Source organism: Bradyrhizobium sp. 172 (assembly GCF_023101065.1).
Lineage (GTDB): Bacteria > Pseudomonadota > Alphaproteobacteria > Rhizobiales > Xanthobacteraceae > Bradyrhizobium > Bradyrhizobium canariense_D.
Genome location: NZ_CP064701.1, coordinates 1,456,159 through 1,478,094, shown reverse-complemented (window position 1 = coordinate 1,478,094; position 21,936 = coordinate 1,456,159). Strand labels below are relative to the sequence as shown.

Below are 21,936 nucleotides of genomic sequence, written 5' to 3'. Positions count from 1 at the left end.
TGCTCTCGCAATGTGGTGCGACAGCAGAATTCATATTCGGCCATGTCGGCCACGCGTTTCCCTTAGGTTCCATTTGAGCGGTGCGACGCAAGCTTCGGTAAGCGGACTTGGCGCGTCGCATACAACACCCAAGGGTCCGGCATGATCCGACACGGCTTCGTCTTGCTCACTTTTTGCGCAACGCTCATGGGATGCGTGGTCGCGCCTGCGCAGGATCGCCGTCCGATCGCATGGGACGGCCTCGGTCAGGATCCGAACCGTCCCTCCGGGATCAAGCGTCGCGTGGCGACCCAAGCTCCCGCGGCGAGTGATCCGAATCAGGAGCGGGAGAGAGTCCTCGGCACCTTGCGCCCGTACTCCCCGGCGTGGTGGGCAATCCATGACGAAATCGAAGCGGAGAATGACAGGCAGCTCGGGACAAAGCTCGTGATCTGTCCGCGCTGCGTTCCCTCCTCCCAGCCACCGAGCAATGACGTGACCGGATCGATCCGCTGAGGGGCACGCGGTCGACGCGACGTCCTCATGGGCGCCCCTCTCCCGCATCGTAGAGGAGAGGGGATCGCCGTTCAGCGCGTCAGGCGATCGCGCCTGTCACATTTCCTCGGCCGGGCAGTTCACCATCCAGGGAATGCCGAACTTGTCGACGCACATGCCAAAACCCTTGGCCCAGAACGTCTTGCTGAAGGGCATGGTGACGTTGCCCCCATCGGCGAGCGCGTTGAACTTGCGCTCGCCCTCCGCCGGGTCCGCGACCGTGAGCGAGATCGAAAAGCCCTGCGGCTTGTGAAAATGTTCGCTTGGTGCGTCGGAGGCCATCAGCACGCTGCCGTCGGGCAGCGACATCCGCGCATGCATGATCGTCTTCTCGCGGCCGGGCGCCGCAGCCATGTCCGGCGGTGCGTCCGAAGAACGCATCATGGCGTCGATCTTGCCGCCGAGAACCTTGGCGTAATAATTGAACGCCGCTTCGCAGGTGTCCTGATAGAACAGATAGGGATTGAGCATCGTTTCTCTCCTTTTTGCTTTGGTTCGGGGTGACGGCGCTACTTCTCGGTGAGCTTCTTCAGGCTGGCCAAGCCCGCCTCGAAATCCTTGCCGATCATGTTGTCCATGTTGACGAACACCTGCATGACTTTGGACAGGAACGGGGCCGGACCGGACATCGCCCACGTGACCAGTGTGGCATCGCCTTGCGGCACAAAGGTGAACTCGGCGGTGTTGTGGCCTTCGAAAGGCCGCTCGAAATCGAGCTTGATGCGTAGTTTTGACGACGCACTCGCCTCGAGGATCTCCATATGGCCGGCGCCGACATTGTTGTTGCCGTCCCAGGCATAGGTCGCGCCCTTGCCTTGCGCGGTGCCGCCAAACGCCCGCTTCATCGCAGGATCGCGGTTCTCGTAGGGGGACCAGGCCGTCCAGCGATGGAAATCGGCAACCAAGGGATAGACTGCATTGGCCGGCGCTTTCACGGCGAGGCTGCGCTCGACGCGGAATGTGTCGGGCTTCGTCAGGGCAAAGCCGAGCACGCCCACGATTCCGACCGCGAGCAGGATGGCGATGACGGCAATGGCTTTCAGCATGAATGGCTCCCTGGATACGCTCCTAGGACGAAGGGAGGGGACCGGGCCCGACAAGGCGAAGCGGAAAAATTTGTTATGCCCCAGGCAGGCGCTCCCTACTTCACCTTTGCGCCTTCGACCTTAGCGTCTTGCCTGGCGCCGCCATTGGCGCCCTTGGGCTGGCTGTCCCGGATCAGGCGATCGAGATGCATGCGGATGTGAGCGGCTTCTGCGGACGTGTTGGCGAGGGCGATGGCGCGGTCGAAGGCGATGCGGGCTTCGTCGTTGCGGCCGAGCTGCATCAGGAAGGCGCCGCGCACGCCATAGAAATGGAAGTAGTTGGCAAGCTTTGGCGCCAGCGGCTCGATCAGGTCGAGCGCGGCTTGCGGTCCGCGCACCTTGGAAACCGCGACCGCGCGGTTGAGCGTCACCACCGGCGAGGGCTGCACCACCTCCAGCGCACCATAGAGCAGGTCGATCTGCGCCCAGTCGGTCTCCTCAGGCGTGGAGGCGCGGGCATGCAGCGCAGCAATCGCGGCCTGGATCTGGTAGGGCCCGCTGCGGCGATGGCGTATCGCCTTGTCGATCAGCGCGAGGCCTTCCGCGATCATCGTGCCGTTCCACAGCGAACGATCCTGGTCGTCCAGCAGGATCAGCGAGCCATCCGCGGCAAAGCGCGAGGCACTGCGCGCATGCTGCAACAAGATGAGCGCCGTGAGTCCCATGATCTCCGGCTCGCTCTGGAACAGCCGCAGCAGCAGCCGCGCCAGCCGGATCGCTTCCTCGCACAGCGGCTTTCTGATTTCGGCGGTGTCGCCGCTCGCCGAATAGCCCTCGTTGAAGATCAAATAGATCATCGCCGCGACAACGGCGAGCCGCTCCGAGCGCTCGACCGCGCCCGGCGTTTCAAACGGCGTCCCGGCCTCCGCGACCTTGGCCTTGGCACGCGTGATGCGCTGCTCCATCGCCGCTTCCGACACCAGGAAGGCGCGCGCGATCTGCTTCACCGTCAGGCCGCAGACGATGCGGAGCGCCAGCGCGATCTGCTGCGTTGCCGGCAGCCCTGGATGGCAGCAGATGAACATCAGCCGCAAGATGTCGTCGCGGTAGTGCGAGCCGTCGAGCCGCTCGGCGAGCGCGCCCTCGGCGTCGTCGAGATCGGAGATCGCCTGGTCGTCCTCCGGCAGCGGCTGCTGCTTGCGGGTGCGGCGCACCTCGTCGATGGCAACGTTGCGGCCGACCATGATCAGCCAGGCGGCGGGATCGCGCGGCGGTCCGTTCTGCGGCCAGGTCTTCAGCGCGCGCAGGCAGGCGTTCTGGAAGGCCTCCTCGGCGGTGTCGAGATCGCGGAAATAGCGCAGCAGCGCGCCGACCGCCTGGGGGCGCGCCGAGGTCAGCGCGGTCTCGATCCAGGCGGTATCGGCTTCGCTCATTTCAGATTCCCTCCGGGACTGAACACGCCGACGGGGCGCACCTCGTAGGCGCCGCCGGGATTGGCGGCACCGAGGTCGCGGGCGACATCGAGTGCGTCATCGAGATTCTTGCAATCCACGATATAGAAGCCGAGCAACTGCTCCTTGGTCTCAGCGTAGGGGCCGTCGAGCACCAGTGGCGGGTCCTCCTTGCGCAGCGTCGCTGCCGCAGTGGTCGGCAGCAGCCGCGCCACCGGGCCGAGCCTGCCCTGCTTCGCGAGACCTTCCTGCACCACGGCGAGCTTCTTCATCACGGTCTCGTCCTGGTCCTTGCTCCATGAGCCGACGAAGTCCTCGTCGTGATAGCAAAGGATCGCATAAAGCATGGGCAGTACCTTCTCTGAGCGCTTGTTTTGAAGACGATCCAGTATGCCTTGCCCCGACATGGCTGCGGAAAAAAATTGCAAGAAAAATCCGGCAGATCGTGCCAAGGAGGGCCTTCAAAAGCGGAACTTAAAGAGGCACTTCGAATGACCGTTGGCACCCTGGCCGTCCTGATCAACAGCACGCAGCAGAACTGGCTGCCTGAGCGCTGGAAGGCCCGGTTCGACGCCGTCTGCGGCGGCCGCCGCGTGGTGCTGCTGCCCGATGCCGGGCTCGATCCGGCCGAGGTGCATTATGCCGCGGTGTGGAAGCCGGTGCCGGGCGACCTCGGCTCTTTCCCCAATCTGCGTGCGATCTTCAATCTGGGCGCCGGCGTCGACGCGCTGATGGCGGACAAGAGCCTTCCGAACGTGCCGCTGGTGCGCGTGGCCGTGCCTGATCTGACCGGCCGCATGACCGAATACGTCGTGCAGCACGTGCTGATGCACCACCGCCAGGAGCTTTATCTGCGCCAGTCGCAGCGCGAAAAGCGCTGGGAGCCGACCTATCAATGGCCAGCGAGCGCCGTCACGGTGGGTATCATGGGCCTGGGCACGCTCGGTACTGATGCGGCCGATGTGCTGCGGCGGCTTGGTTTCCGCGTCGCCGGCTGGAGCCGCAGCCCGCGTATCATCGCGGGTGTCGAATGTTTCCATGGCGCCGGGCAAATCGACGCGTTCCTGCGCACGACCGATATTCTCGTCAGCCTATTGCCGCTGACGCCTGATACACACGGCATCCTCAACCGCGACGTCTTCACCAAGCTCAACCGCAAGAGCCCGCTCGGTGCGCCCGTGCTGATCAACGCCGGCCGCGGCGGCCTCCAGAATGAAGCCGACATCCTGGCCTGCCTCGACGACGGCACGCTGGGCGCCGCCTCGCTCGACGTCTTCGTACAGGAGCCGCAGCCGGCGGACAGCCGGTTCTGGACCCATCCCAAGGTTTTGCTGACCCCGCACAACGCCGCCGACACCGACGCCGACGCGATCTCGGCCTATGTCGCCGAGCAGATCGCGCGGTTCGAGGCGTGTGGTGTGCTGGAGAACGTGGTGGACCGGACGCGGGGGTATTAGGCCGCACGCCTGAAAAAGGCACGACCGCTCCCTACCCTCCGTGTCGTCCTGGCGAAAGCCAGGACGACACCAGACTTCTTTGGTCACTCCGTCACCCCCGAAGGCACCCGCTCGGCCGGCATCCCGTTCACCCTCTCTTAGCGAGAAGTTGATAGGTCTCCTTAATCAACGCTCAACGAACGAGTCGGACATGCGCTTCACGCTCGGCCTCAGGATGCGGATCACGGTTGCGCTGGCGGTGACGGCGGCGGCGACCGCCCTGTTCGCCGTGCTCGGGGCGATGTGGATCATTTCCGGCATCATCGACCGGGCCGACCAGCGCGAGCTTCGCAGTCATTACGACGCGCTCCAGTCGCGAATTGCCGAGGAATCCCAGCGCGCCGCCGCCATGAGCGCCGTCGTCGCCGCGATGCCGGCAACGCAGGACGCGATGGCCAAACAGGATCGCAATGCCCTGATCAGCCTGTTCGGGCCGGTGTTTGCTGCGACCAAATCGGAGTACGGCGTCGAACAGTTCCAGTTCCACGTGGCGCCCGCGACCTCGTTCCTGCGCGTGCACCAGCCTGCTAAATTTGGCGACGACCTCTCGGGCTTCCGCAAAACCGTGATCATGGCCAACCAGGAGCGCAAGGTCGTGGTCGGCCTCGAGGGCGGCTTGGCTGGGCTCGGCATCCGCGGCGTCGTGCCGATCGCGCAAGGCGGCAAGCATCTCGGCTCAGTGGAGTTTGGCCTGACCTTCGGCCAGTCCTTCCTCGACGATTTCAAGACCAACCGCCATGTCGACATCGCCTTCCATCTCGCGGACGGCGGCGGCTTCAAGCTGTTCGGCGGCACGCTGAAGGGGAAGAGCTTCTTCGATGCGGCCGATTACGGCCGCGCCGCCGGCGGCGACTTCACGGTACGGCAGGCCAAGCTCGACACGACGCCAGTAGCGGCGCTGCTCGGACCGATCAGGGATTTTTCCGGCAAGCCGCTCGGCGCCGTCGAACTGGTGATGGACAATGCCGACTATGTGGCCTCCGCCGACCGTGCCTGGCTGCTGGCATTCGGCATCGCCGCGCTCGGGCTCGTGCTCGCCGCCATCGTCGGCTATCTCATCGCCCGCAGCATCTCGCGCCCGATCATTTCCATCACCAGCGTGATGCGCGAGCTGGCCGACGGACACCTCGATGTCACCGTCCCCGTCAGCAAGGCGAATGACGAGGTCGGCGCGATGGTCAAGGCTGTCGCGGTGTTCCGCGACAACGCCGTCAACTTCAACCGGCTCCAGGCCGAACAGGCCGACACTAAGGCGCAATCCGAAGCGGAGAAGCGACGCGCGTTCGCCGCGCTCGCCGACAATTTCGAAGCCAGCATCCGCGAGGTCGTCACCACGGTCTCCTCGGCCGCGGTCGAGATGGAGAACACGGCGCGCTCGATGTCTGATATCGTCGAGCGGTCGCGGCAGCAGACCGGCACGGTGTCGTCGGCCTCGGCGCTCGCCTCGGAAAATGTGCAGACGGTCGCTGCCGCCGCGGAAGAGCTGTCGTCGTCCATGACCGAGATCAGCCGGCGCCTTGCGCACGCGACCGCGGTGGTCGGCAAAGCCGCGAGCGACGGACGACGGTCGAACGAGCGCGTGCAAAGTCTGGCCGACGCCGCGCAAAAAATCGGCGACGTCGTCTCCTTCATCAGCGGCATCGCCGAGCAGACCAATCTGCTGGCACTCAACGCGACGATCGAGGCGGCGCGCGCGGGCGAAGCCGGCCGCGGCTTTGCGGTGGTCGCCTCCGAGGTGAAGGCGCTGGCAACCCAGACCGCCAAAGCGACCGAGGAGATCGGCGCCCAGGTCACGGCGGTACAAGGCGAGACCACCGGCGCAGTGGACGGCATCCAGTCGATCTGCGCAACGATCCAGGAGGTCGACGAGATCTCCGCCGCGATCGCCGCCGCCGTCGGCCAGCAGGGCACCGCAACGCAGGAGATCGCCCAGAACGTGCAGCAGGCAGCCGCCCGCACCGGCGAGGTCTCGCAAAACATCGCAGGCGTCACCGCCGGCATCGCCGCGACGGGAACAGCAGCGGAGGAGGTGCTGGGCTCCGCGATCGAGCTGTCAAAGCAATCGCAGCGGCTGCGGGACGAGGTGGACCGCTTCCTCGCGCATATTCGCGCGGCGTAGGCGGGCTACAGGGAGGAGCTGCGGCGCGACGGCGGCAACTCCGAATCTTCGCCAAACCAGATTCGGTGGCTAGGGGTCCTGGCTTTCGCCAGGACGACGTTAGCTCGCGCCACGCAACCGCCTAGCTCTTTCGTCCCACCATCACGTCGATCGCTCCCTTCACGATCGCCTCGAGATCCTTCCGCGACACGCGCGCGCGCGAACGAATGGCAATTGAGTGCACGGTCGCTGAAGCGAGCTGCGCCAGCACGGCGGGATCGGCGCTTTCGGGCAATTCGCCTTTCTCCTTGGCGCGGCGGAAGCAACTCGCAAACGCCTTGTCGAGTTCGTTAAGGCCATCGAGCACCATGGCGCGGATGTCGGGATCGCCGACCGCTTCGGAGGCCGCCGTGACCACGGTGAAGCAGCCGCGCGGGCCGGTTGCGCCGGACAGATAGATGTTCAGCGCGGAGGCGAAGATACGCTCCAGCCGCTGGCGCACGGGCATCTCCTGTCGAAAGATCTCCACCATGGATGCGCGCGCGTCCTCACGGTAGCGCTGATAGCTCTTGATGTAGAGCTCGCGCTTGTCGCCGAAGGCGCCATAGAGGCTCGGGCGATTCATGCCGGTGGCTTCGCTGAGATCGTCGAGCGAGGTCGCGGCGAAACCCTGCGTGCGGAACAGGTCGAGCGCCTTGCCGAGCGCGACCTCGGGTTCGTAGGCGCGCGGACGGCCGCGGCGCTTGGGCTCAGTGGCAGCAGCTGGCGGCTTCGATTTTTGTACCATTTCGCAATTTAATCCTTGACCAACTCCATAATATGCAAGACAGTACAAAAATCAATCTGGCCAGGTTGAGCGCCACTCCAAAAGTCACATCGAAGAATTGCCCAAGGAGGCTCAAGATGGATCTTTATTTCTCGCCGCTCGCCTGTTCGATGGCGAGCCGCGTCGCGCTGTATGAAGCCGGCGCCGAAGCCAATTATCTCGAAGTCGATCCGCCGACCAAGACGGTGCTGAGCGACGGCACCGACTTTCGAACCGTGAACCCGATCGGCCTGGTGCCGACACTGCGGACGGACGACGGCGTGGTGCTGACCGAGAACGCCGCGATCCTGCAATATATCGCCGACCGCTTCCCGCAATCGGGTCTCGGAGCCGCAGCGGGCATCGAGCGCACGCGACTGCATCAATGGCTCTGCTTCATCGGCACCGAGCTGCACAAGGGCCTGTTCATCCCGGTGCTCGACCGCAAGGCGCCGCAGGAGACGAAAGCCTACGCGCTGGAGAAGAACCTGTCGCGGCTGGACTATCTCGACAATTACCTGAAGGGGCGCGACTTCCTGCTCGACCAATTCAGCGTCGCCGACGCCTATCTCGTCACGGTCATCAACTGGACCATGGCGACGCCGCCGATCGAGCTCGCCAAATGGCCGAACGTGAAGGCCTATTACGAACGCCTGCGTCAACGGCCCTCGATCGCCAAGGCGATCGCGGAAGAGTTCGAGCTGTACAAGGCCGAGCAGGCGCGGAAGAAGGCCGCGGCGTAAGCTTTGACGATTGAGGCGCGCCGTCCCGGCTGAGCGGCCGGGACGGCGCAATCTATCCGTACAACACCCTCGGCAGGATCGTGACTATGCCGGGCCAGAGCGTCAGCAGCAGCACGAATCCGACCATGATGAGGAGATAGGGCATCGTGACGCGCGCGATGTAGCCGAGGCCGTCGTCGGTCAGGCCTTGGATCACGAACAGGTTGAAGCCGACCGGCGGCGTGATCTGGGCCATCTCGACCGCGAGCACGAGGAAGATGCCGAACCAGATCTCGTCGAAGCCCGCGCCCTTCACGATCGGCAGCACGATCGGCAGCGTCATCACGATCATCGAGAAGCCATCGAGGAAACAGCCGAGGATCAGATAAAAGATAATCAGCACCACGATCAGCATGAACGGCGATAGCCCCAAGCCCTTCACGAAGGCGGCGACTGCCTGCGGGATGCCGAGGAAGGCCGCGGCGTTGCCGAGGATCGAGGCGCCGAGCACGATCAGCGCGATCATCGAACAGGTCACGACCGAGCCGATCAGCACGTCACGCATCACCTGCTGCGACATCGAGCCCTGCGCCCAGGCGACCAGCGCCGCGCCGAACACGCCGACCGCGGCGGCCTCCGACGGCGTCGCCAGCCCGCCATACATCGAGCCGAGCACGCAGGCGATCAGGAACAGCGCCGGCGCGAGGTCCTTGAGCGCCGCAAACCGTTCGCGCCATGGCACTTGCGAGAGCTTGGCTTCCGCCTCCGGCACCATGCCGGGGTTAAGGGTCGTGTGCAGCATCACCCACCCCATGAAGGTGGCGGCCAGCAGCAGTCCGGGCAGCACCCCGGCCGTGAACAGTTTCAGGATCGAGACGTCGCCGAGCACGCCGTAGATGATCATGATGTTGGATGGCGGGATCAAAAAGCCGAGCGTGCCGGCGCCGGCGAGCGAGCCGATCGCGATGTCGCGGGAATAGCCGCGGCGCAGCAGTTCGTTCAGGGACATGCGGCCGATCACCTGCGTCGTCGCCGCCGACGAGCCGGAGATTGCGGCGAAGATGGTGCAGCCGATCACGTTCACATGCAGAAGACGACCCGGCAAAAGCCCCGCCCAGGGCGCGAGCCCCTGGAACAGAGAACGTGACAGACGGGTGCGAAACAGCAACTCGCCCATCAGGATGAACAGCGGCAGCGCCAGCAGTTCCTGCGTCGTCAAGATGTTCCAGGCGTATTGCGGCAGCAGCTTGTCGAGCGGGATTGAGCGGAACATCGCCAGCAGCAGCGTTGCGGTGAGCGCAAGCGTCAGGCCGATCCATACGCCGCATGCCAGAAGCGCAAACAGGATCCCGAAGAGAGCAATGACTTCGATGGTCATGGTATCCGGTGTCTGCTGGCTGGCGCGTGGGCGATCATTCGACGGGCGAGGCCTTCATGCGGTGGTCCTCCAGCGGCAGGCCGAGCACGGCCTGGATCACGCGCGCCAGGAACTGCAGCGTCAGCAGCAGCATGCCGAAGGTGACGACGGCCTGTGGAAACCACAGCGGGGTGTCGCTCGAGGTCGAGACCTGGCCGCGCACATAGGCGCCGAAGGCGAACTTCGCCATCGACGATGTCAGGAAGGCCATGAAGGCGAAGCCGGCGGCGGCCGACAGGATTTCGATCGCGCGCTGAAACGGAGCGGGGACGTTCTTCAGCAGCAGCACGACACGGATATGGCCGCCGACGCGCAGGGTCATGGCGGCGCCGAAGGTGAAGGACGCCGCCATCAGATAGGAGGAATACTCCCACGCGATCGAGATTGTGGGCGGAAAGAACGGCAGGAAGTTCGAGAGGAAGCGCGTTGCGACCTCGCACAGCATCAGCAGCGTCAGCATCAAGAGGCAGCCGCCACCGATCCAGCCGTCCAGCCGGCCAAGACGGTCGATGCCGTCGAGCAGGATGCGCAGCGGCTCCGGCGCCGCCGCGTTGAGACTATGGGACGACGCAGGCAAAACATCCGCCACTGCAAGTCCTCAGCGCTTCATTTCCGCGAGATAGGCCCGCACCGGCTTGTCGGCCGCCGGCACGCGCTTGACGAAAGCGTCGAGCTGCGGCGCGGTCTTGGCGCGAATGTCCGTGATCATGGCATCCGAGACCGGCATCACCTCCATGCCGCCTTCCTTGAGCCGGTTGAGGCTGTCGACGTCCGCCTTGAGCGAGTTCGCCCAGAAGCCCGGCTCCATCTTCGCGGCAATGCCGGCGACGAGCTGCTGCTGATCGGCACTCAGCGCCTTCCAGGAATCGAGGTTGACGGTGAGCATCTGCGACGACCAGACGTGGTTGGTCGGGTAGATGTATTTCAGGAATTCCCAGAATTTTCCGTCGACGCCCGACACCGACGAGGTGGATACGCCGGAGACCGCGCCCGACGCCAGCGCCGGGATGGTCTCGCCCCACGGAATCATCACCGGCGCCATGCCGACCACGGCCAGCATGTCGACGGCGTTCTTGTCGGGCACGCGGATCTTGATGTTCTTCAAGCCGTCGACATCGGCGACCTTGACCTTGAGATGCAGATATTGCGTCGGCCAGGGCACGATGTAGAGGATCTTCTGGTTGTTGCGCGCGGCGACCTTCTCGTATTCGGGCCGCACGTATTTGTGCAGCACCTTCAATTCGTCCATGGAGCCGCAGAGAAAGGGAATGCTTTCGACGCCCATGAAGGGTTCGTCGCCGACCTGCTGAATATTGAGGACGTCGGCGAGCGGCACCAGACCGTCGCGGACGGCGCGCAGATGCTCGGGGCCCTTGAAGCCGAGCTGTCCACCGGCCTTCACGGTGATCGCGACCGAGCCAGCCGTCTGCTTCTTCACCTCTTCCGCGAAGGCAAACGCGTTCTGGGTGTGGAAATTGCCGTCGGGCCATACCGTCGACATGTCCCAGCTTACCGTCGCCGCTCGCGCGCGGGTCGAGATGTGGCCGGCTGCGAGCAGCGTCGCTGCGCCCGCGGTAAAAGTCCGTCGCGTGATCATTGAGCCCCTCCGTTTGCTACGCGCACGACGCCTGAAGCGTCATCGCGTGTGCCCATAAATTTCAACCGCATTGTCGGCAGACACGAGGCCGCTTTCGATGTCGTCGTTGACGGCTGTCGGCGCGCGCTCCCGGGGATCGCCGATGCCGGCGCCGCCTGGTGTCAGCACCACCAGCCGGTCGTCCGGCGGCACCTGCTGAAAGCCTTTTCCACGCAGCTTCTTGCCGGACTTCAGGCCGACATAGCCGGCCTCGCCGTTCTTGCCGCCATCACGTCCGCGTGGCGGATGATCGATGCGATCGAATGCCGCCAGGATGTCGAACGGCCCATCGACACCGCTGCCGACCTCGATGATCTGGCCGAGGCCCCCGCGGGTTCGCCCTGCCCCGCCGGAATCCGGACGCAGTTCCTTGCGCCAGAAGATCAGCGGCGTCTGCGTCTCGGCGATCTCAACCGGCGTGCCGCGCACGCCGCTGGGATAGGCGGTCGCCGACAGCCCGTCCTTCGCGAAGCGCGCGCCGGTCCCGCCATTGGAGGTCACCGCCATCGAAAATCCGTAATTGCCGCCGGCGCCCGAGCGGGTCTGGCCGCGCACGTTGAGATTCCACAGGCACGAGGTGCCTTCCGCGGGCACGCGCTCGGGAATGATCTGGCGCAGGCAGCCGAACACGACATCGGGCAGCATCTGGCCGATGATGTGGCGCGAGGCGACCGGCGCCGGCTTTGGCGCATTGAGGATCGCGCCTTTGGGAGCCGACACCGTCAGTGGCGAGAGCGAACCGGCATTGTTCGGAATCTGGGAGGCGACGACGCAGCCGAGACCGAACACGGTGTAAGCGATGGTGTAGGACAGAGGCACGTTGATGCCGAACCTGGACGCGGCCGAGGTGCCGTCGAAGTCGACGTGGATGCCTTCGTCCGAGATCGTCAGCACGGCGGCCAGCGTGACCGGCTCATCATAGCCGTCGACCACCATGGTGTTGCGCCAGCTGCCTTTCGGCAGTTTGGCGATCTCGGCCAGCACGGCCTCGCGCGAGCGGTCGCAGATGTAGTCGCCGAGCGCATCGAGCGAGTCGATGCCGAACTCGGTCATCATCTCGACCAGGCGCTCGCAGCCGACGTCGTTGCAGCCGGCGAGCGAATAGGTATCGCCCTCGGTGTCGATCGGCAGCCGCGTGTTGGTGCGGATCATCGCCATCAGCGTCTCGTTGACGACGCCCTGGTCGATCAGCTTCAGCATGGGGATGTAGAGCCCCTCCATGAACACGTCGGTGGCGTCGGGTCCGAAGCCGATGCCGCCGATGTCCATGAGATGGCTGGTGCAGGAAAACAGCGCGACCGGCTTGCCGTCCTTGAAGCAGGGCGTGGTGACGACGAAATCGTTGAGATGGCCGGTGCCCATCCAGGGATCGTTGGTGATGTAGGCGTCGCCCTCCTTCATCGTCTCGATCGGAAAGTGGGCGATGAAGTGCTTGACCGATTCCGCCATCGAGTTGACGTGGCCGGGCGTGCCGGTCACCGCCTGCGCCAGCATCCGTCCCTTGAGGTCGAACACGCCGGCCGAGAGGTCGCCGCATTCGCGCACGATCGGGCTGAAGGCCGTGCGGAGCAGCACCTGCGCCTGCTCCTCGACCACGGCGATCAGCCGGTGCCACATGATCTGAAGGTCGATCAGGCTCGCGCCGCTTGCCTTGCTCATGATCAGGCCGCCTTCCGTTCCATGACGATGCTGCCGGCACCGTCGATATGGGCATCAAAACTGTTGGAGACGAACGTCGAGGTCTCGTCCTCCGCGATCACGGCGGGACCTGCAATCGTCGCGCCTGGCGCCATGTCCTCGCGGCGATAGAGCGGGATCTCGATCACCTCCCCGACCCGGCCATCGAAGAACTTGCGGCTGCCGGTCGCCTTCCCGGCGGGCTTGCGCGTAACGGCCGCGACAATAGGCGGATTGCGCGCCTCGGTCGTCGCAAGCACCGACCAGCTCAAGACCTCGATCGCCGCACCCGGGATCGGCCGCTCGAACATCACCGCATAATCCGCCTCGAACTTCTGACGCAGGCCGGCCAGATCGGCCGTCGCCAGCCGCCGGTTCGGCAGTTCGATCGAGATCTCATGGCCTTGACCGACATAGCGCATGAAGGCCGCGCGGCGCTCGCGGACCGGCGCGCCTGCCGCACCCGTCTCGACCAGCGCACGCGCTTCGGTCACCATCTCCTGGAGCAGATCGGAGACCCCTTCGGTGTCGAAATCGTCGAGCCGCACATGACGGCTGCGCACCAGCTCGTAGGCGATCGGAGCCGCGAGGAAGCCAACGGCCGAGCCGACGCCGGCATTGGAAGGAACGATCACGCGGGAGACACCGATCTTCTCGGCGACGCGCGCCGCATGCAGAGGCGCCGCGCCGCCGAAGGCGATCAGCGTGTGCTGACCGACAATCTCACCGCGCTCGACCGCATGCACGCGCGCCGCGCTCGCCATGTTCTCGCAGACGACCTCGTGCACGGCATAGGCCGCAGTCTCTGCCGACAGACCCAGCGGCTCGCCGACGCTGCGCAGCAGCGCCTGCTTCGAGAGTTCAGGGTCGAGCTTGATCGTGCCACCCGCGAAGTCGTCCGGATCGATCATGCCGAGCGCGACGTCGGCATCCGTCACGGCCGGGCGCAGGCCGCCGCGGCCGTAGCAGGCGGGCCCGGGCTCCGACGAGGCACTCTCAGGACCGACCGTGACGCGCTTCATCGCATCGACATGGGCGATCGAGCCGCCGCCGGCGCCGATCTCGACCATCTCGATCACGGGAATCCGCACCGGCAGACCCGAACCTTTCAGGAAGCGCGCTGCGCGATCGACCTCGAACACGCGCGAGGTCTCGGGCTGGTATTTTTCGATCAGACAGATCTTTGCCGTGGTACCGCCCATATCGAAGGACAGCACCTTGCTCTCGCCGAGACGCGCCGCGATCTGCGCCGCGAAAATGGCGCCGCCGGCAGGACCGGATTCGACGAGGCGCACCGGAAAGCGCCGCGCCGTCTCGATCGAGGTGACACCGCCGCCGGAGGTGACGAGATAGATCGCGCCGCGGTACTGCTCGACCTGCAAGGCGTCGGACATGCGAGCGAGATAACCATCGATTAGCGGCTGCACATAGGCGTTGGCCACTGCAGTCGATGTGCGCTCATATTCGCGGATCTCCGGGCACACCGCGGACGATACGGTCACGGAAATGCCGGGCATCTCCTCACTGATGATCGCGGCCGTGCGGCGCTCGTGCTCGGGATTGGCGTAGGAGTGCAGGAACGCGATTGCGACGCTCTCGACGTTCAGCGCGCGCAATCTTGGCGCGAGCGCGCGCACCGCCGCTTCGTCCAACGGGAGGCGGACGGCGCCATGCGCGTCGATGCGCTCGGGCACGGTGAAGCGCAAAGATCGCGGCGCCAGCGGCTTCGGCTTGTCGATGGAGAGGTCATACTGGTCGTAGCGGCTCTCGGTGCCGATATCGAGCACGTCGCGAAAGCCCTCGGTCGCGATCAACGCCGTCTTGGCGCCGCGACGCTCGATGATGGCGTTGGTCGCGAGCGTCGTGCCGTGAATGAAGACGTCGATGTCGCTGATATAGGCGCGCGCATCAGCGAGAATGAGCCGCATGCCGTCCAGCACCGCCTCTTCCGGCCGCTGCGGCGTCGTCAGCAATTTGCGCGTCTTGCGCACCTCGCCCACGTCCAGCACGATGTCGGTGAACGTGCCACCGATATCGACGGCAAGCCGCACCTCGGCTCCCTCAAGCATTCCAAACTCTCCGTGCTGATCGTCAAGACCGAGGACAAAAGCGCAGCAATTTCCATGCCATGGATGACAGGAACATGCTGCCGTCCAGCTATTCTGCTTGGCACCCATGCAATAGGCAAGGCGTGTTCGCAGGCCGCGCGATCAGAGCAGGAATGCAAGCGCCGCTTCGCAGCGCTCCTCGACCTTCAGCGTGAGGAGATCATCGGCGCGGGTGCGTCCGAGATTGACCGCAGCGATCGGGATTTGCCGTTGCGCGGCCGCCTGCACAAAGCGGAAACCGGAATAGACCATCAGTGACGAGCCGACGATGAGCATGGCGTCCGCCTGCGCCAGATGATCCTGCGCGGTCACGACCACGTCGCGCGGGACGGTCTCGCCGAAGAACACGACGTCGGGCTTGAGGATGCCGCCGCAGGATTCGCAGGCCGGCACCTTGAACGACGAAAAATCCGCATGCTCCAGGTCCGCATCGCCGTCGGGCGCATCGGCCGCGTCGAGCGTCAACCATTCCGCATTGGCGTGGCCGAGCGTCTTCTGGAATTCGCTCCGCGGGGTCTTTTGACCGCAGCCCATGCAGCGGACCAGATCGAGCCGGCCGTGCAGGTCGATCACCTGGCGGTGGCCGGCGGATTGATGCAGCCGGTCGACGTTCTGGGTCAGCAGCATTCCGCAACGCCCGCTCGCCTCGAGCCGGGCGAGCGCGTGATGCGCATCGTTCGGCCTCGCCTGGCCGAACCGCCGCCAGCCGATCAGGCTGCGCGCCCAATAGCGCCGACGCGTATGCTCTTCCGACATGAAAGCCTGGAAGTTCACCGGCTGGGTCCGCTTCCAGTTGCCGTGACTGTCGCGATAATCGGGGATGCCCGAATTGGTGCTGCAGCCAGCGCCGGTCAGCACGAACAGATTTTCGTGCCGTCCGACGAAATCGCGGAGCGGATGATTTGCCATGACGCAGATGTAGTCTGCGCAGGCCGGTTTTGCCAGATGGCGAGGAAGCCCGCTAGCTTGCCCAGTTCTCGCGGAATTCGGGAAACAGCGTCAGACCTCCGCACGCATAGATGGTCTGCCCCGTGATGTAGCTGGCCTCATCCGAGGCGAGGAAGGCGAACACGCCGGCGATCTCCTCCGGCGTGCCGACACGGCCGAGCGGAATGTGGCTGGTGACCACACCGCGCTTTTCCGGATCGCCGGTCCAGGCCGCGTTGATTGGGGTGTCGATCGCGCCTGGACCGACCGCATTGACGCGAATGCCGCGGCCGGCGAATTCGAGTGCCAGCGTGCGTGTCAGATTGGCCATGCCGCCCTTGCTGATGGAATAGGCGAGGTAGCCGGGTTTCGGGATGATCTGGTGGACGCTGGAGCAATTGATGATGCTGCCGCCTGCGCCGCGCGCAACGAAATGCGCGAGCGCCTTCTGGGCGCAGAGCACGGCGCCGTTGAGATTGACGTCGATGATGCGGCGATAGGTGTCGATGTCGAGCGCCTCGCTCGGCGATTCCCGCTGGAAGCCCGCATTGTTGACCAGGCAGTCGAGACGCTTCCAGCGCGCCAGGATCGTCTCGAACATCGCGGCTACGTCCTGCTCGTTGCTGACGTCGGCCCTGACGACGATATGGTCGAGCTTGCCGTGGCCGCGATCGCTCGATGCCGTACGCGCGGACGCGAGCACCTCCTCTGCCTTTTCCGGATGATCGACATAGTTGATGGCGACGGTCGCGCCTTCCTGGGCAAGCCGAATGGCGACGGCGCGGCCGATGCCTTGCGAGGCGCCCGTCACCAGCGCGTATTGGCCGACGAGGCGCGAAGAAAAGGTGGTCGAGCGGTCGATATGTGGCATCGTTCTTCTCCGGGGGACACATCAACATGGAGGGAACCGGCGTTTTGTTCCATCCGTCGGCGCACCGCTGGGATTCACTCCTAGCGGCGAGCCAGTCGCGAAGTCAGGATCTGGTACAGGATGATGGCGCCAAAGGTTGCGGTGCCGATCCCGCCGATCGTGAAGGCGCCGAATTTGAGCGTGAGGTCGCCGGCGCCTGCGGTGAGCGCGACCGCGACGGTGATCAGGTTTGCCGGACTTGAGAAGTCGACCTTGTTCTCGACCCAGATCCGGCCATTGCGGCGATCAACCCGAACAGCACGATCGAGAGCCCACCGATGACGGGACCCGGGATCGACAGGACCAGCGCGCCGAATTTCGGCGAGAAAACGAGCACGATCGACACCATCGCCGCGAAGGCAAACAGCAAGGTCGAATAGACCTTCGTCGCCGCCATGACGCCGATGTTTTCGGCATAGGTGGTGACGCCGGTGCCGCCGCCGCAGGCGGCCACCATGGTCGCGAGGCTGTCGGCAAGCAAGGCGCGGCCGAGATAGTCATCGAGGCTCCGGCCCGTCATGGCGCCGACGGCCTTGATGTGACCGAGGTTCTCGGCGACGAGAATGATCGCGACCGGCGCGATCAGGACGATTGCATCGGCCTGGAAGGTCGGCGTGGTAAGACTCGGCAGGCCGATCCACGACGCAGCCGAAACTTGCGTGAAGTCGATCGGCCTGCCGAAGCCGAGGCCGTTCGCGAACAGCAGGTACAAAAGATATCCGCCGATCGCGCCGAGAATGATCGGCAGGCGGCGCCACAGGCCAGGCGCGCCAACGGCAACCACGCCGATGATCAGAACGGTCGCGAGCCCGATTCCTGTGTCGAACGCATTGGCGCTCACTGCCTTGACCGCCACCGGCGCGAGGTTGAGGCCGATCGCGGCGACCACAGCGCCGGTGACGACCGGCGGCAACAGCTTCTCGATCCAGCCAACCCCCGACCACATCACGACCAGCGCGATCAGGCCGTAGAGGACGCCGGCTCCTACGATGCCGCCAAGCGCAACCGACAGGTTCGGGTTCGGCCCGTGCCCGGCATAGCCTGTGGCGGCGATCACGACCGCGATGAACGCGAAGCTCGAGCCGAGGTAGCTCGGCACGCGCCCCGCGACGATGACGAAGAAGATCAGCGTGCCGATGCCGGAAAACAGCACCGCAACATTGGGATCGAACCCCATCAGCAGCGGCGCGATGATCGTCGAGCCCGACATTGCGACGCAATGCTGGAGACCGGAGACGACGGTCTGGCCAAGCGGCAGCCGCTGCTCGGGCATGATCACGCCGGAGGACTTCAGAATCCAACGCGGAAAATAGCCTTGCGCTCGCTCATCGGAGCCCGTTGCAATCGGCATGTTCCCCCCAGTTGCGGTGCAGCGACAGATCTTCGTGCGAACAGATAAAAATGTGATTGTCGCTTCTGCAGCGGCCATCACATGATGCAAATCAAACAAGATCAATACGTCCGGGGCCTATTCTATGACACACATTGCGATCCAGCCAGCCGTCCACCGCCGGCACCAGCCCTGGTACAAGATCCTCTACATTCAGGTGCTGATCGCGATCGCACTCGGGGTGCTCGTCGGCTATTTCTATCCCGATCTCGGCAAGGCCCTGAAGCCGCTCGGCGACGGTTTCATCGCGCTGATCAAGATGATGATCGCGCCGGTGATCTTCTGCACCGTGGTGCACGGCATCTCCTCGATGGGCGACCTCAAGCGCGTCGGTCGGGTCGGGCTGAAGTCGCTGATCTATTTCGAGACGGTCTCGACCGTGGCGCTCGCGGTCGGCCTGCTGGTCGGCGAGGTGCTCCAGCCCGGGCACGGCTTCAACATCGATCCCGCCACGATCGACCCGAAATCGGTGGCGACCTACGTCACCAAGGCCAAGGAAGAAGGCATCGTCGCCCATCTGATGGCGATCATCCCCGACAGCTATCTGGGCGCCATCGCACGCGGCGATCTGTTGCAGGTGCTACTGATCTCGATCCTGTCGGGCTTCGCCATCGCGTTCCTCGGCAAGGCCGGCGAGCCCATTGCGGAGGCGATCGACAAGGCCGCAAAGATGTTCTTCGGCATCATCCGCATCATCGTGCGCGTCGCCCCGATCGGAGCGTTCGGCGCGATGGCGTTCACCGTCGGTGCCTACGGCCTCGGTTCGCTGCTCAACCTCGCGGCCCTGATCGGCACGTTCTATCTCACCAGCATCCTGTTCGTGGTGGTCGTGCTCGGCGCAATCGCGCGGCTCGCCGGCTTCTCGATCTTGCGTTTCATCGCCTACATCAAGGACGAGCTGCTGATCGTGCTCGGCACCTCGTCATCAGAAACGGTGCTGCCGCAGATGATCCAGAAGATGGAGCATCTCGGCGCCTCGCGTTCGGTGGTCGGCCTCGTCATTCCGACCGGTTACAGCTTCAACCTCGACGGCACCAACATCTACATGACGCTGGCAACGCTGTTCCTGGCGCAGGCGACCAATACCCATCTGACCATCTGGCAGGAGCTCGGCATTCTCGGCATCGCCATGATCACCTCGAAGGGCGCCTCTGGCGTGACGGGGGCGGGCTTCATCACGCTGGCGGCGACGCTCTCGATCGTGCCCGACATCCCGATCCAGTCGATTGCGATCCTGGTCGGCATCGACAAGTTCATGAGCGAGTGCCGCGCGCTGACCAATCTGATCGGCAACGGCGTCGCCTGTGTCGTCATCAGCATCTCCGAAGGCGAGCTCGACCGCGATGCGCTGCACGAGACCATGGCCCATCCGCTGGAGATGGGTGAGGCGCTCGAACCGGGCGGCAGCGCCGCCTCCTAGGCCGCGCGCGGGTTGGGCGGCGTCCGGTTCCAACGCGGTAGTTTCCCGGAGTGGTAAATTGGAGCGACGCGAGTCACAACTGCTGCGTTGGGATCACGGATTGATACTCATCTTTTTCCACCCGACGCGCTGGGGGCAGGGCGTCGGGTTTTTGAAAATTGTCGTCGTGCCGAACCGCAAAGCGGGATCAAATGATCCTGCAACCGGCGCGCTGCCTCGGGGCAGCAAGATCGAGCCGTCGGGTAATCCCGATCGCCTGCAAAAACGCCTCATCATGACTGACGACGAGCAGCGCGCCGTCATAGGCCCTCAAGCCCGCTTCGACGGCTTCGATGGATTCGATGTCCAGATGATTGGTCGGCTCGTCGAGGATCAGCAGCGACGGCGGCATCGCTCCGCCCAGCACGCAGGCAAGGCCTGCACGAAACATCTGCCCGCCGCTCAAATGTCCCGCAATCTGCAAGGCGGCATCGGCTCGAAACATGAACCGGGCCAGCGCCGCATGGCATTCATTTGCACCCGCCTTCGGATGGAAGCGCCTGAAGTTATCCAGGATGGAGACCGCGGGATCGAGCAGGCTGGCCTTCTGATCGAACAGCGCAAGATCCGGCCTGACCCGCATGGTGCCGGAGAGCGGACGTAGTTCGCCGGCGACGAGTTTCAGCAGCGTCGTCTTGCCGGAACCGTTGGGTCCGACAATTGCCAGGCGCTCCGGACCAACGATCGCGAGCGATAGATCGCGCAAGACTTCCCGGTCCGGCCGATAGCCGGCGCTGACGCAATCGAGCCAAACCACCTCCCTGCCCGCTGGCAGCCGGGTCGAGGGCAGCTTCACCGACAGCGACTGAAGAATCTCGATGCGCCGGCGCGCCGTATCAAGGGCCTCAAGCGCATCCGCACGCCGCCGCTCGGCGATCTGCGCGGTCTTGCCGCCGGTGTCTTCGCTACGGTCCTTGCGTGCGCCGGCCAGGATGCGCGGCATGTCGCCCTTGGCGCGCTTCTTCTTGCCCCCGCCGTCCTTGCGCGCTTTCCTCTCCGCGGCCTCCTGCGCTTTCCCGTCGATCTCGGACAGGCGCCTCTGGGCATGCGCGAGGTCGTGCCTGACAGCCGCGAGCGCAACGGCTTTCTGCTCGCAATAACTGCTCCAATTGCCGCCGTATCGCGTAGCTCCGAGCGACGTCAGCTCGACGATCGCATCCATGGTTTCGAGCAGGCTCCGATCGTGGCTGACGACGATCGCCCCACCGCGCCAAGACGCAAGGAAATCGATCACCGCCTTGCGCCCCTCCCGATCGAGATTGTTGGTGGGCTCGTCGAGCAGCAGGAAGTCTGGCTCCGCAAAGATCAGCGCGGCCAGACGAACCCGCGTGACCTGCCCGCCCGACAGGCGGTCGAGCTCGATCTCCGGAGCGACGTCGAACCCGACACGCGCAAGGGCGGACGTAAGCCGTGTTTCGAGGGTCCAATCGACCTCGGAAACCTCCTCGGCCAAGGCATCCCCGCGCTCGGCACGGCGAAGCACATCGAGCGCGGCTCGCGCACCGAACAGGTCGATCACCTTCGCGCCCGCAAGGGGCTGGACGTCCTGGCGCAACAGACCAACGGTTCCGTTGATAGCAACGCGCCCCGATTGAGGAATGTGCTCTCGCGAAATCGACGCAAGCAGCGTCGTCTTCCCGACGCCGTTGCGGCCGACGAGGCCGGTCCGCTCGGCGCCGAACGTCAGATCGATATTGGAAAAAAGAGAGCGGCCGTCAGGCGAGGACAGCGACAGGTTGGACAGGATGATGGAAGCAGGCATGGAATTCCCCGTGAGCAAGGCAGGTCGGCTTTGCGGTCGGGGTCAAATCCATGGATCTCGAATATCCTGTTTGAGGGCTCTCTAACTAATCCCATCGAAGGGCGAGATCAAGGCGAGGCTCTGAGGAACGACGGCGCGCGGAGCGCCGACGTCCGCCGCAGGCCCGCGCGATCAACCCTTGAGCGCGGTGACCACGACCTCGATCAGCGCGCTGCCGCCGAGATCGGCGACGCCGACGGTGGCGCGGGTCGGCAGATTGTCGCCGAAGAACTCGGTCCAGACCGCGTCCATCTCCTTCTTCTTGGAAAGGTCCGTGACGAAGATCGAGGTGCTCACGACGCGCGACTTGTCGGTGCCCGCTTCCTTCAGATAGCCGGCGATCTTGCCGAGGATGTTGCGGGTCTGCTCGCCCATCGACACAGAGGTGTCGTCGGCGATGGTGCCGCCAATGAAGACGAAGCCGTTGGCTTCGACGGCGCGGTGCATGATGGGCGTGCGGATGCTGCGGGTAATGCTCAT

General features: G+C 64.7%; 19 protein-coding genes and 1 pseudogene. 5 read left to right on the top strand and 15 right to left on the bottom strand.

What is annotated here, in order from left to right; translation table 11 throughout:
- Positions 1 to 141: 141 nt before the first annotated feature.
- Positions 142 to 495 carry a hypothetical protein gene (locus IVB07_RS07025; RefSeq protein WP_018453777.1) on the top strand — a complete coding sequence of 118 codons (354 nt, stop codon included), beginning with the start codon at positions 142 to 144 and terminating at the stop codon, positions 493 to 495.
- Between the two features lie 96 nt (positions 496 to 591).
- On the opposite strand, the gene IVB07_RS07020 is transcribed toward IVB07_RS07025, so the two are convergent.
- From IVB07_RS07020 to IVB07_RS07005, 4 genes are all read right to left on the bottom strand, one after another.
- The gene (locus tag IVB07_RS07020) at positions 592 to 1,005 is read right to left on the bottom strand and encodes a VOC family protein (RefSeq protein WP_204512222.1); all 414 of its coding nucleotides are present in this window, start codon (positions 1,003 to 1,005) and stop codon (positions 592 to 594) included.
- A 38-nt stretch (positions 1,006 to 1,043) separates the two neighbouring features.
- Positions 1,044 to 1,580: an SRPBCC family protein gene (locus tag IVB07_RS07015; protein ID WP_018453775.1), complete on the bottom strand. Its 537-nt coding sequence runs from the start codon at positions 1,578 to 1,580 to the stop codon at positions 1,044 to 1,046.
- Positions 1,581 to 1,675: 95 nt separating this feature from the next.
- Entirely contained in the window at positions 1,676 to 2,992 is a 1,317-nt protein-coding gene (locus IVB07_RS07010) for an RNA polymerase sigma factor (protein ID WP_018453774.1), read from the bottom strand.
- On the bottom strand, positions 2,989 to 3,357 hold the full coding sequence (locus IVB07_RS07005; RefSeq protein ID WP_026232592.1) for a YciI family protein: 369 nt from the start codon (positions 3,355 to 3,357) through the stop codon (positions 2,989 to 2,991). The genes IVB07_RS07010 and IVB07_RS07005 overlap by 4 nt, the downstream gene beginning before the upstream one ends.
- 144 nt (positions 3,358 to 3,501) lie before the next feature.
- On the opposite strand from IVB07_RS07005, the gene IVB07_RS07000 reads away from it, so the two are divergent.
- Together IVB07_RS07000 and IVB07_RS06995 are read left to right on the top strand one after the other, a co-directional pair.
- Positions 3,502 to 4,467: a glyoxylate/hydroxypyruvate reductase A gene (locus IVB07_RS07000; RefSeq protein WP_018453772.1), complete on the top strand. Its 966-nt coding sequence runs from the start codon at positions 3,502 to 3,504 to the stop codon at positions 4,465 to 4,467.
- 190 nt (positions 4,468 to 4,657) lie between these two features.
- Positions 4,658 to 6,625, top strand: coding sequence for a methyl-accepting chemotaxis protein (locus tag IVB07_RS06995; protein ID WP_018453771.1), 1,968 nt, complete (start codon positions 4,658 to 4,660; stop codon positions 6,623 to 6,625).
- Between the two features lie 121 nt (positions 6,626 to 6,746).
- Here the strand turns inward: IVB07_RS06995 and IVB07_RS06990 are convergent, their stop codons facing one another.
- Positions 6,747 to 7,391 carry a TetR/AcrR family transcriptional regulator gene (locus tag IVB07_RS06990; protein WP_018453770.1) on the bottom strand — a complete coding sequence of 215 codons (645 nt, stop codon included), beginning with the start codon at positions 7,389 to 7,391 and terminating at the stop codon, positions 6,747 to 6,749.
- A gap of 116 nt (positions 7,392 to 7,507) precedes the next feature.
- Here IVB07_RS06990 and IVB07_RS06985 point away from each other — a divergent pair, with 116 nt between their 5' ends.
- Positions 7,508 to 8,152 carry a glutathione binding-like protein gene (locus IVB07_RS06985; protein ID WP_018453769.1) on the top strand — a complete coding sequence of 215 codons (645 nt, stop codon included), beginning with the start codon at positions 7,508 to 7,510 and terminating at the stop codon, positions 8,150 to 8,152.
- A gap of 52 nt (positions 8,153 to 8,204) precedes the next feature.
- Here IVB07_RS06985 and IVB07_RS06980 read toward each other — a convergent pair whose 3' ends face one another.
- The 8 genes and pseudogenes from IVB07_RS06980 to IVB07_RS06945 form a co-directional block, all read right to left on the bottom strand.
- On the bottom strand, positions 8,205 to 9,509 hold the full coding sequence (locus IVB07_RS06980) for a TRAP transporter large permease subunit (RefSeq protein ID WP_018453768.1): 1,305 nt from the start codon (positions 9,507 to 9,509) through the stop codon (positions 8,205 to 8,207).
- A gap of 34 nt (positions 9,510 to 9,543) precedes the next feature.
- A complete protein-coding gene (locus tag IVB07_RS06975) occupies positions 9,544 to 10,137 on the bottom strand; it encodes a TRAP transporter small permease (RefSeq protein WP_018453767.1) in 594 nt (197 codons plus the stop codon).
- A gap of 9 nt (positions 10,138 to 10,146) precedes the next feature.
- Positions 10,147 to 11,145: a TRAP transporter substrate-binding protein gene (locus tag IVB07_RS06970; RefSeq protein WP_247361073.1), complete on the bottom strand. Its 999-nt coding sequence runs from the start codon at positions 11,143 to 11,145 to the stop codon at positions 10,147 to 10,149.
- A 39-nt stretch (positions 11,146 to 11,184) separates the two neighbouring features.
- The gene (locus IVB07_RS06965) at positions 11,185 to 12,843 is read right to left on the bottom strand and encodes a hydantoinase B/oxoprolinase family protein (protein WP_018453765.1); all 1,659 of its coding nucleotides are present in this window, start codon (positions 12,841 to 12,843) and stop codon (positions 11,185 to 11,187) included.
- A gap of 2 nt (positions 12,844 to 12,845) precedes the next feature.
- Positions 12,846 to 14,930, bottom strand: a complete 2,085-nt coding sequence (locus tag IVB07_RS06960; RefSeq protein WP_018453764.1) for a hydantoinase/oxoprolinase family protein — start codon at positions 14,928 to 14,930, stop codon at positions 12,846 to 12,848.
- A gap of 141 nt (positions 14,931 to 15,071) precedes the next feature.
- Entirely contained in the window at positions 15,072 to 15,878 is an 807-nt protein-coding gene (locus IVB07_RS06955) for an NAD-dependent protein deacetylase (RefSeq protein WP_018453763.1), read from the bottom strand.
- Between the two features lie 52 nt (positions 15,879 to 15,930).
- Positions 15,931 to 16,767, bottom strand: coding sequence for an SDR family oxidoreductase (locus IVB07_RS06950; protein WP_247294038.1), 837 nt, complete (start codon positions 16,765 to 16,767; stop codon positions 15,931 to 15,933).
- 80 nt (positions 16,768 to 16,847) lie between these two features.
- Positions 16,848 to 18,157, bottom strand: a pseudogene (locus IVB07_RS06945) (solute carrier family 23 protein).
- Between the two features lie 124 nt (positions 18,158 to 18,281).
- Here IVB07_RS06945 and IVB07_RS06940 point away from each other — a divergent pair.
- Positions 18,282 to 19,616 (top strand): dicarboxylate/amino acid:cation symporter, encoded by a 1,335-nt coding sequence (locus IVB07_RS06940; RefSeq protein ID WP_018453760.1) that lies wholly within the window; start codon positions 18,282 to 18,284, stop codon positions 19,614 to 19,616.
- A 187-nt stretch (positions 19,617 to 19,803) separates the two neighbouring features.
- Here the strand turns inward: IVB07_RS06940 and IVB07_RS06935 are convergent, their stop codons facing one another.
- Both IVB07_RS06935 and IVB07_RS06930 read right to left on the bottom strand, forming a co-directional pair.
- The gene (locus IVB07_RS06935; RefSeq protein WP_018453759.1) at positions 19,804 to 21,417 is read right to left on the bottom strand and encodes an ABC-F family ATP-binding cassette domain-containing protein; all 1,614 of its coding nucleotides are present in this window, start codon (positions 21,415 to 21,417) and stop codon (positions 19,804 to 19,806) included.
- A 171-nt stretch (positions 21,418 to 21,588) separates the two neighbouring features.
- A complete protein-coding gene (locus tag IVB07_RS06930; RefSeq protein ID WP_007596366.1) occupies positions 21,589 to 21,936 on the bottom strand; it encodes a RidA family protein in 348 nt (115 codons plus the stop codon).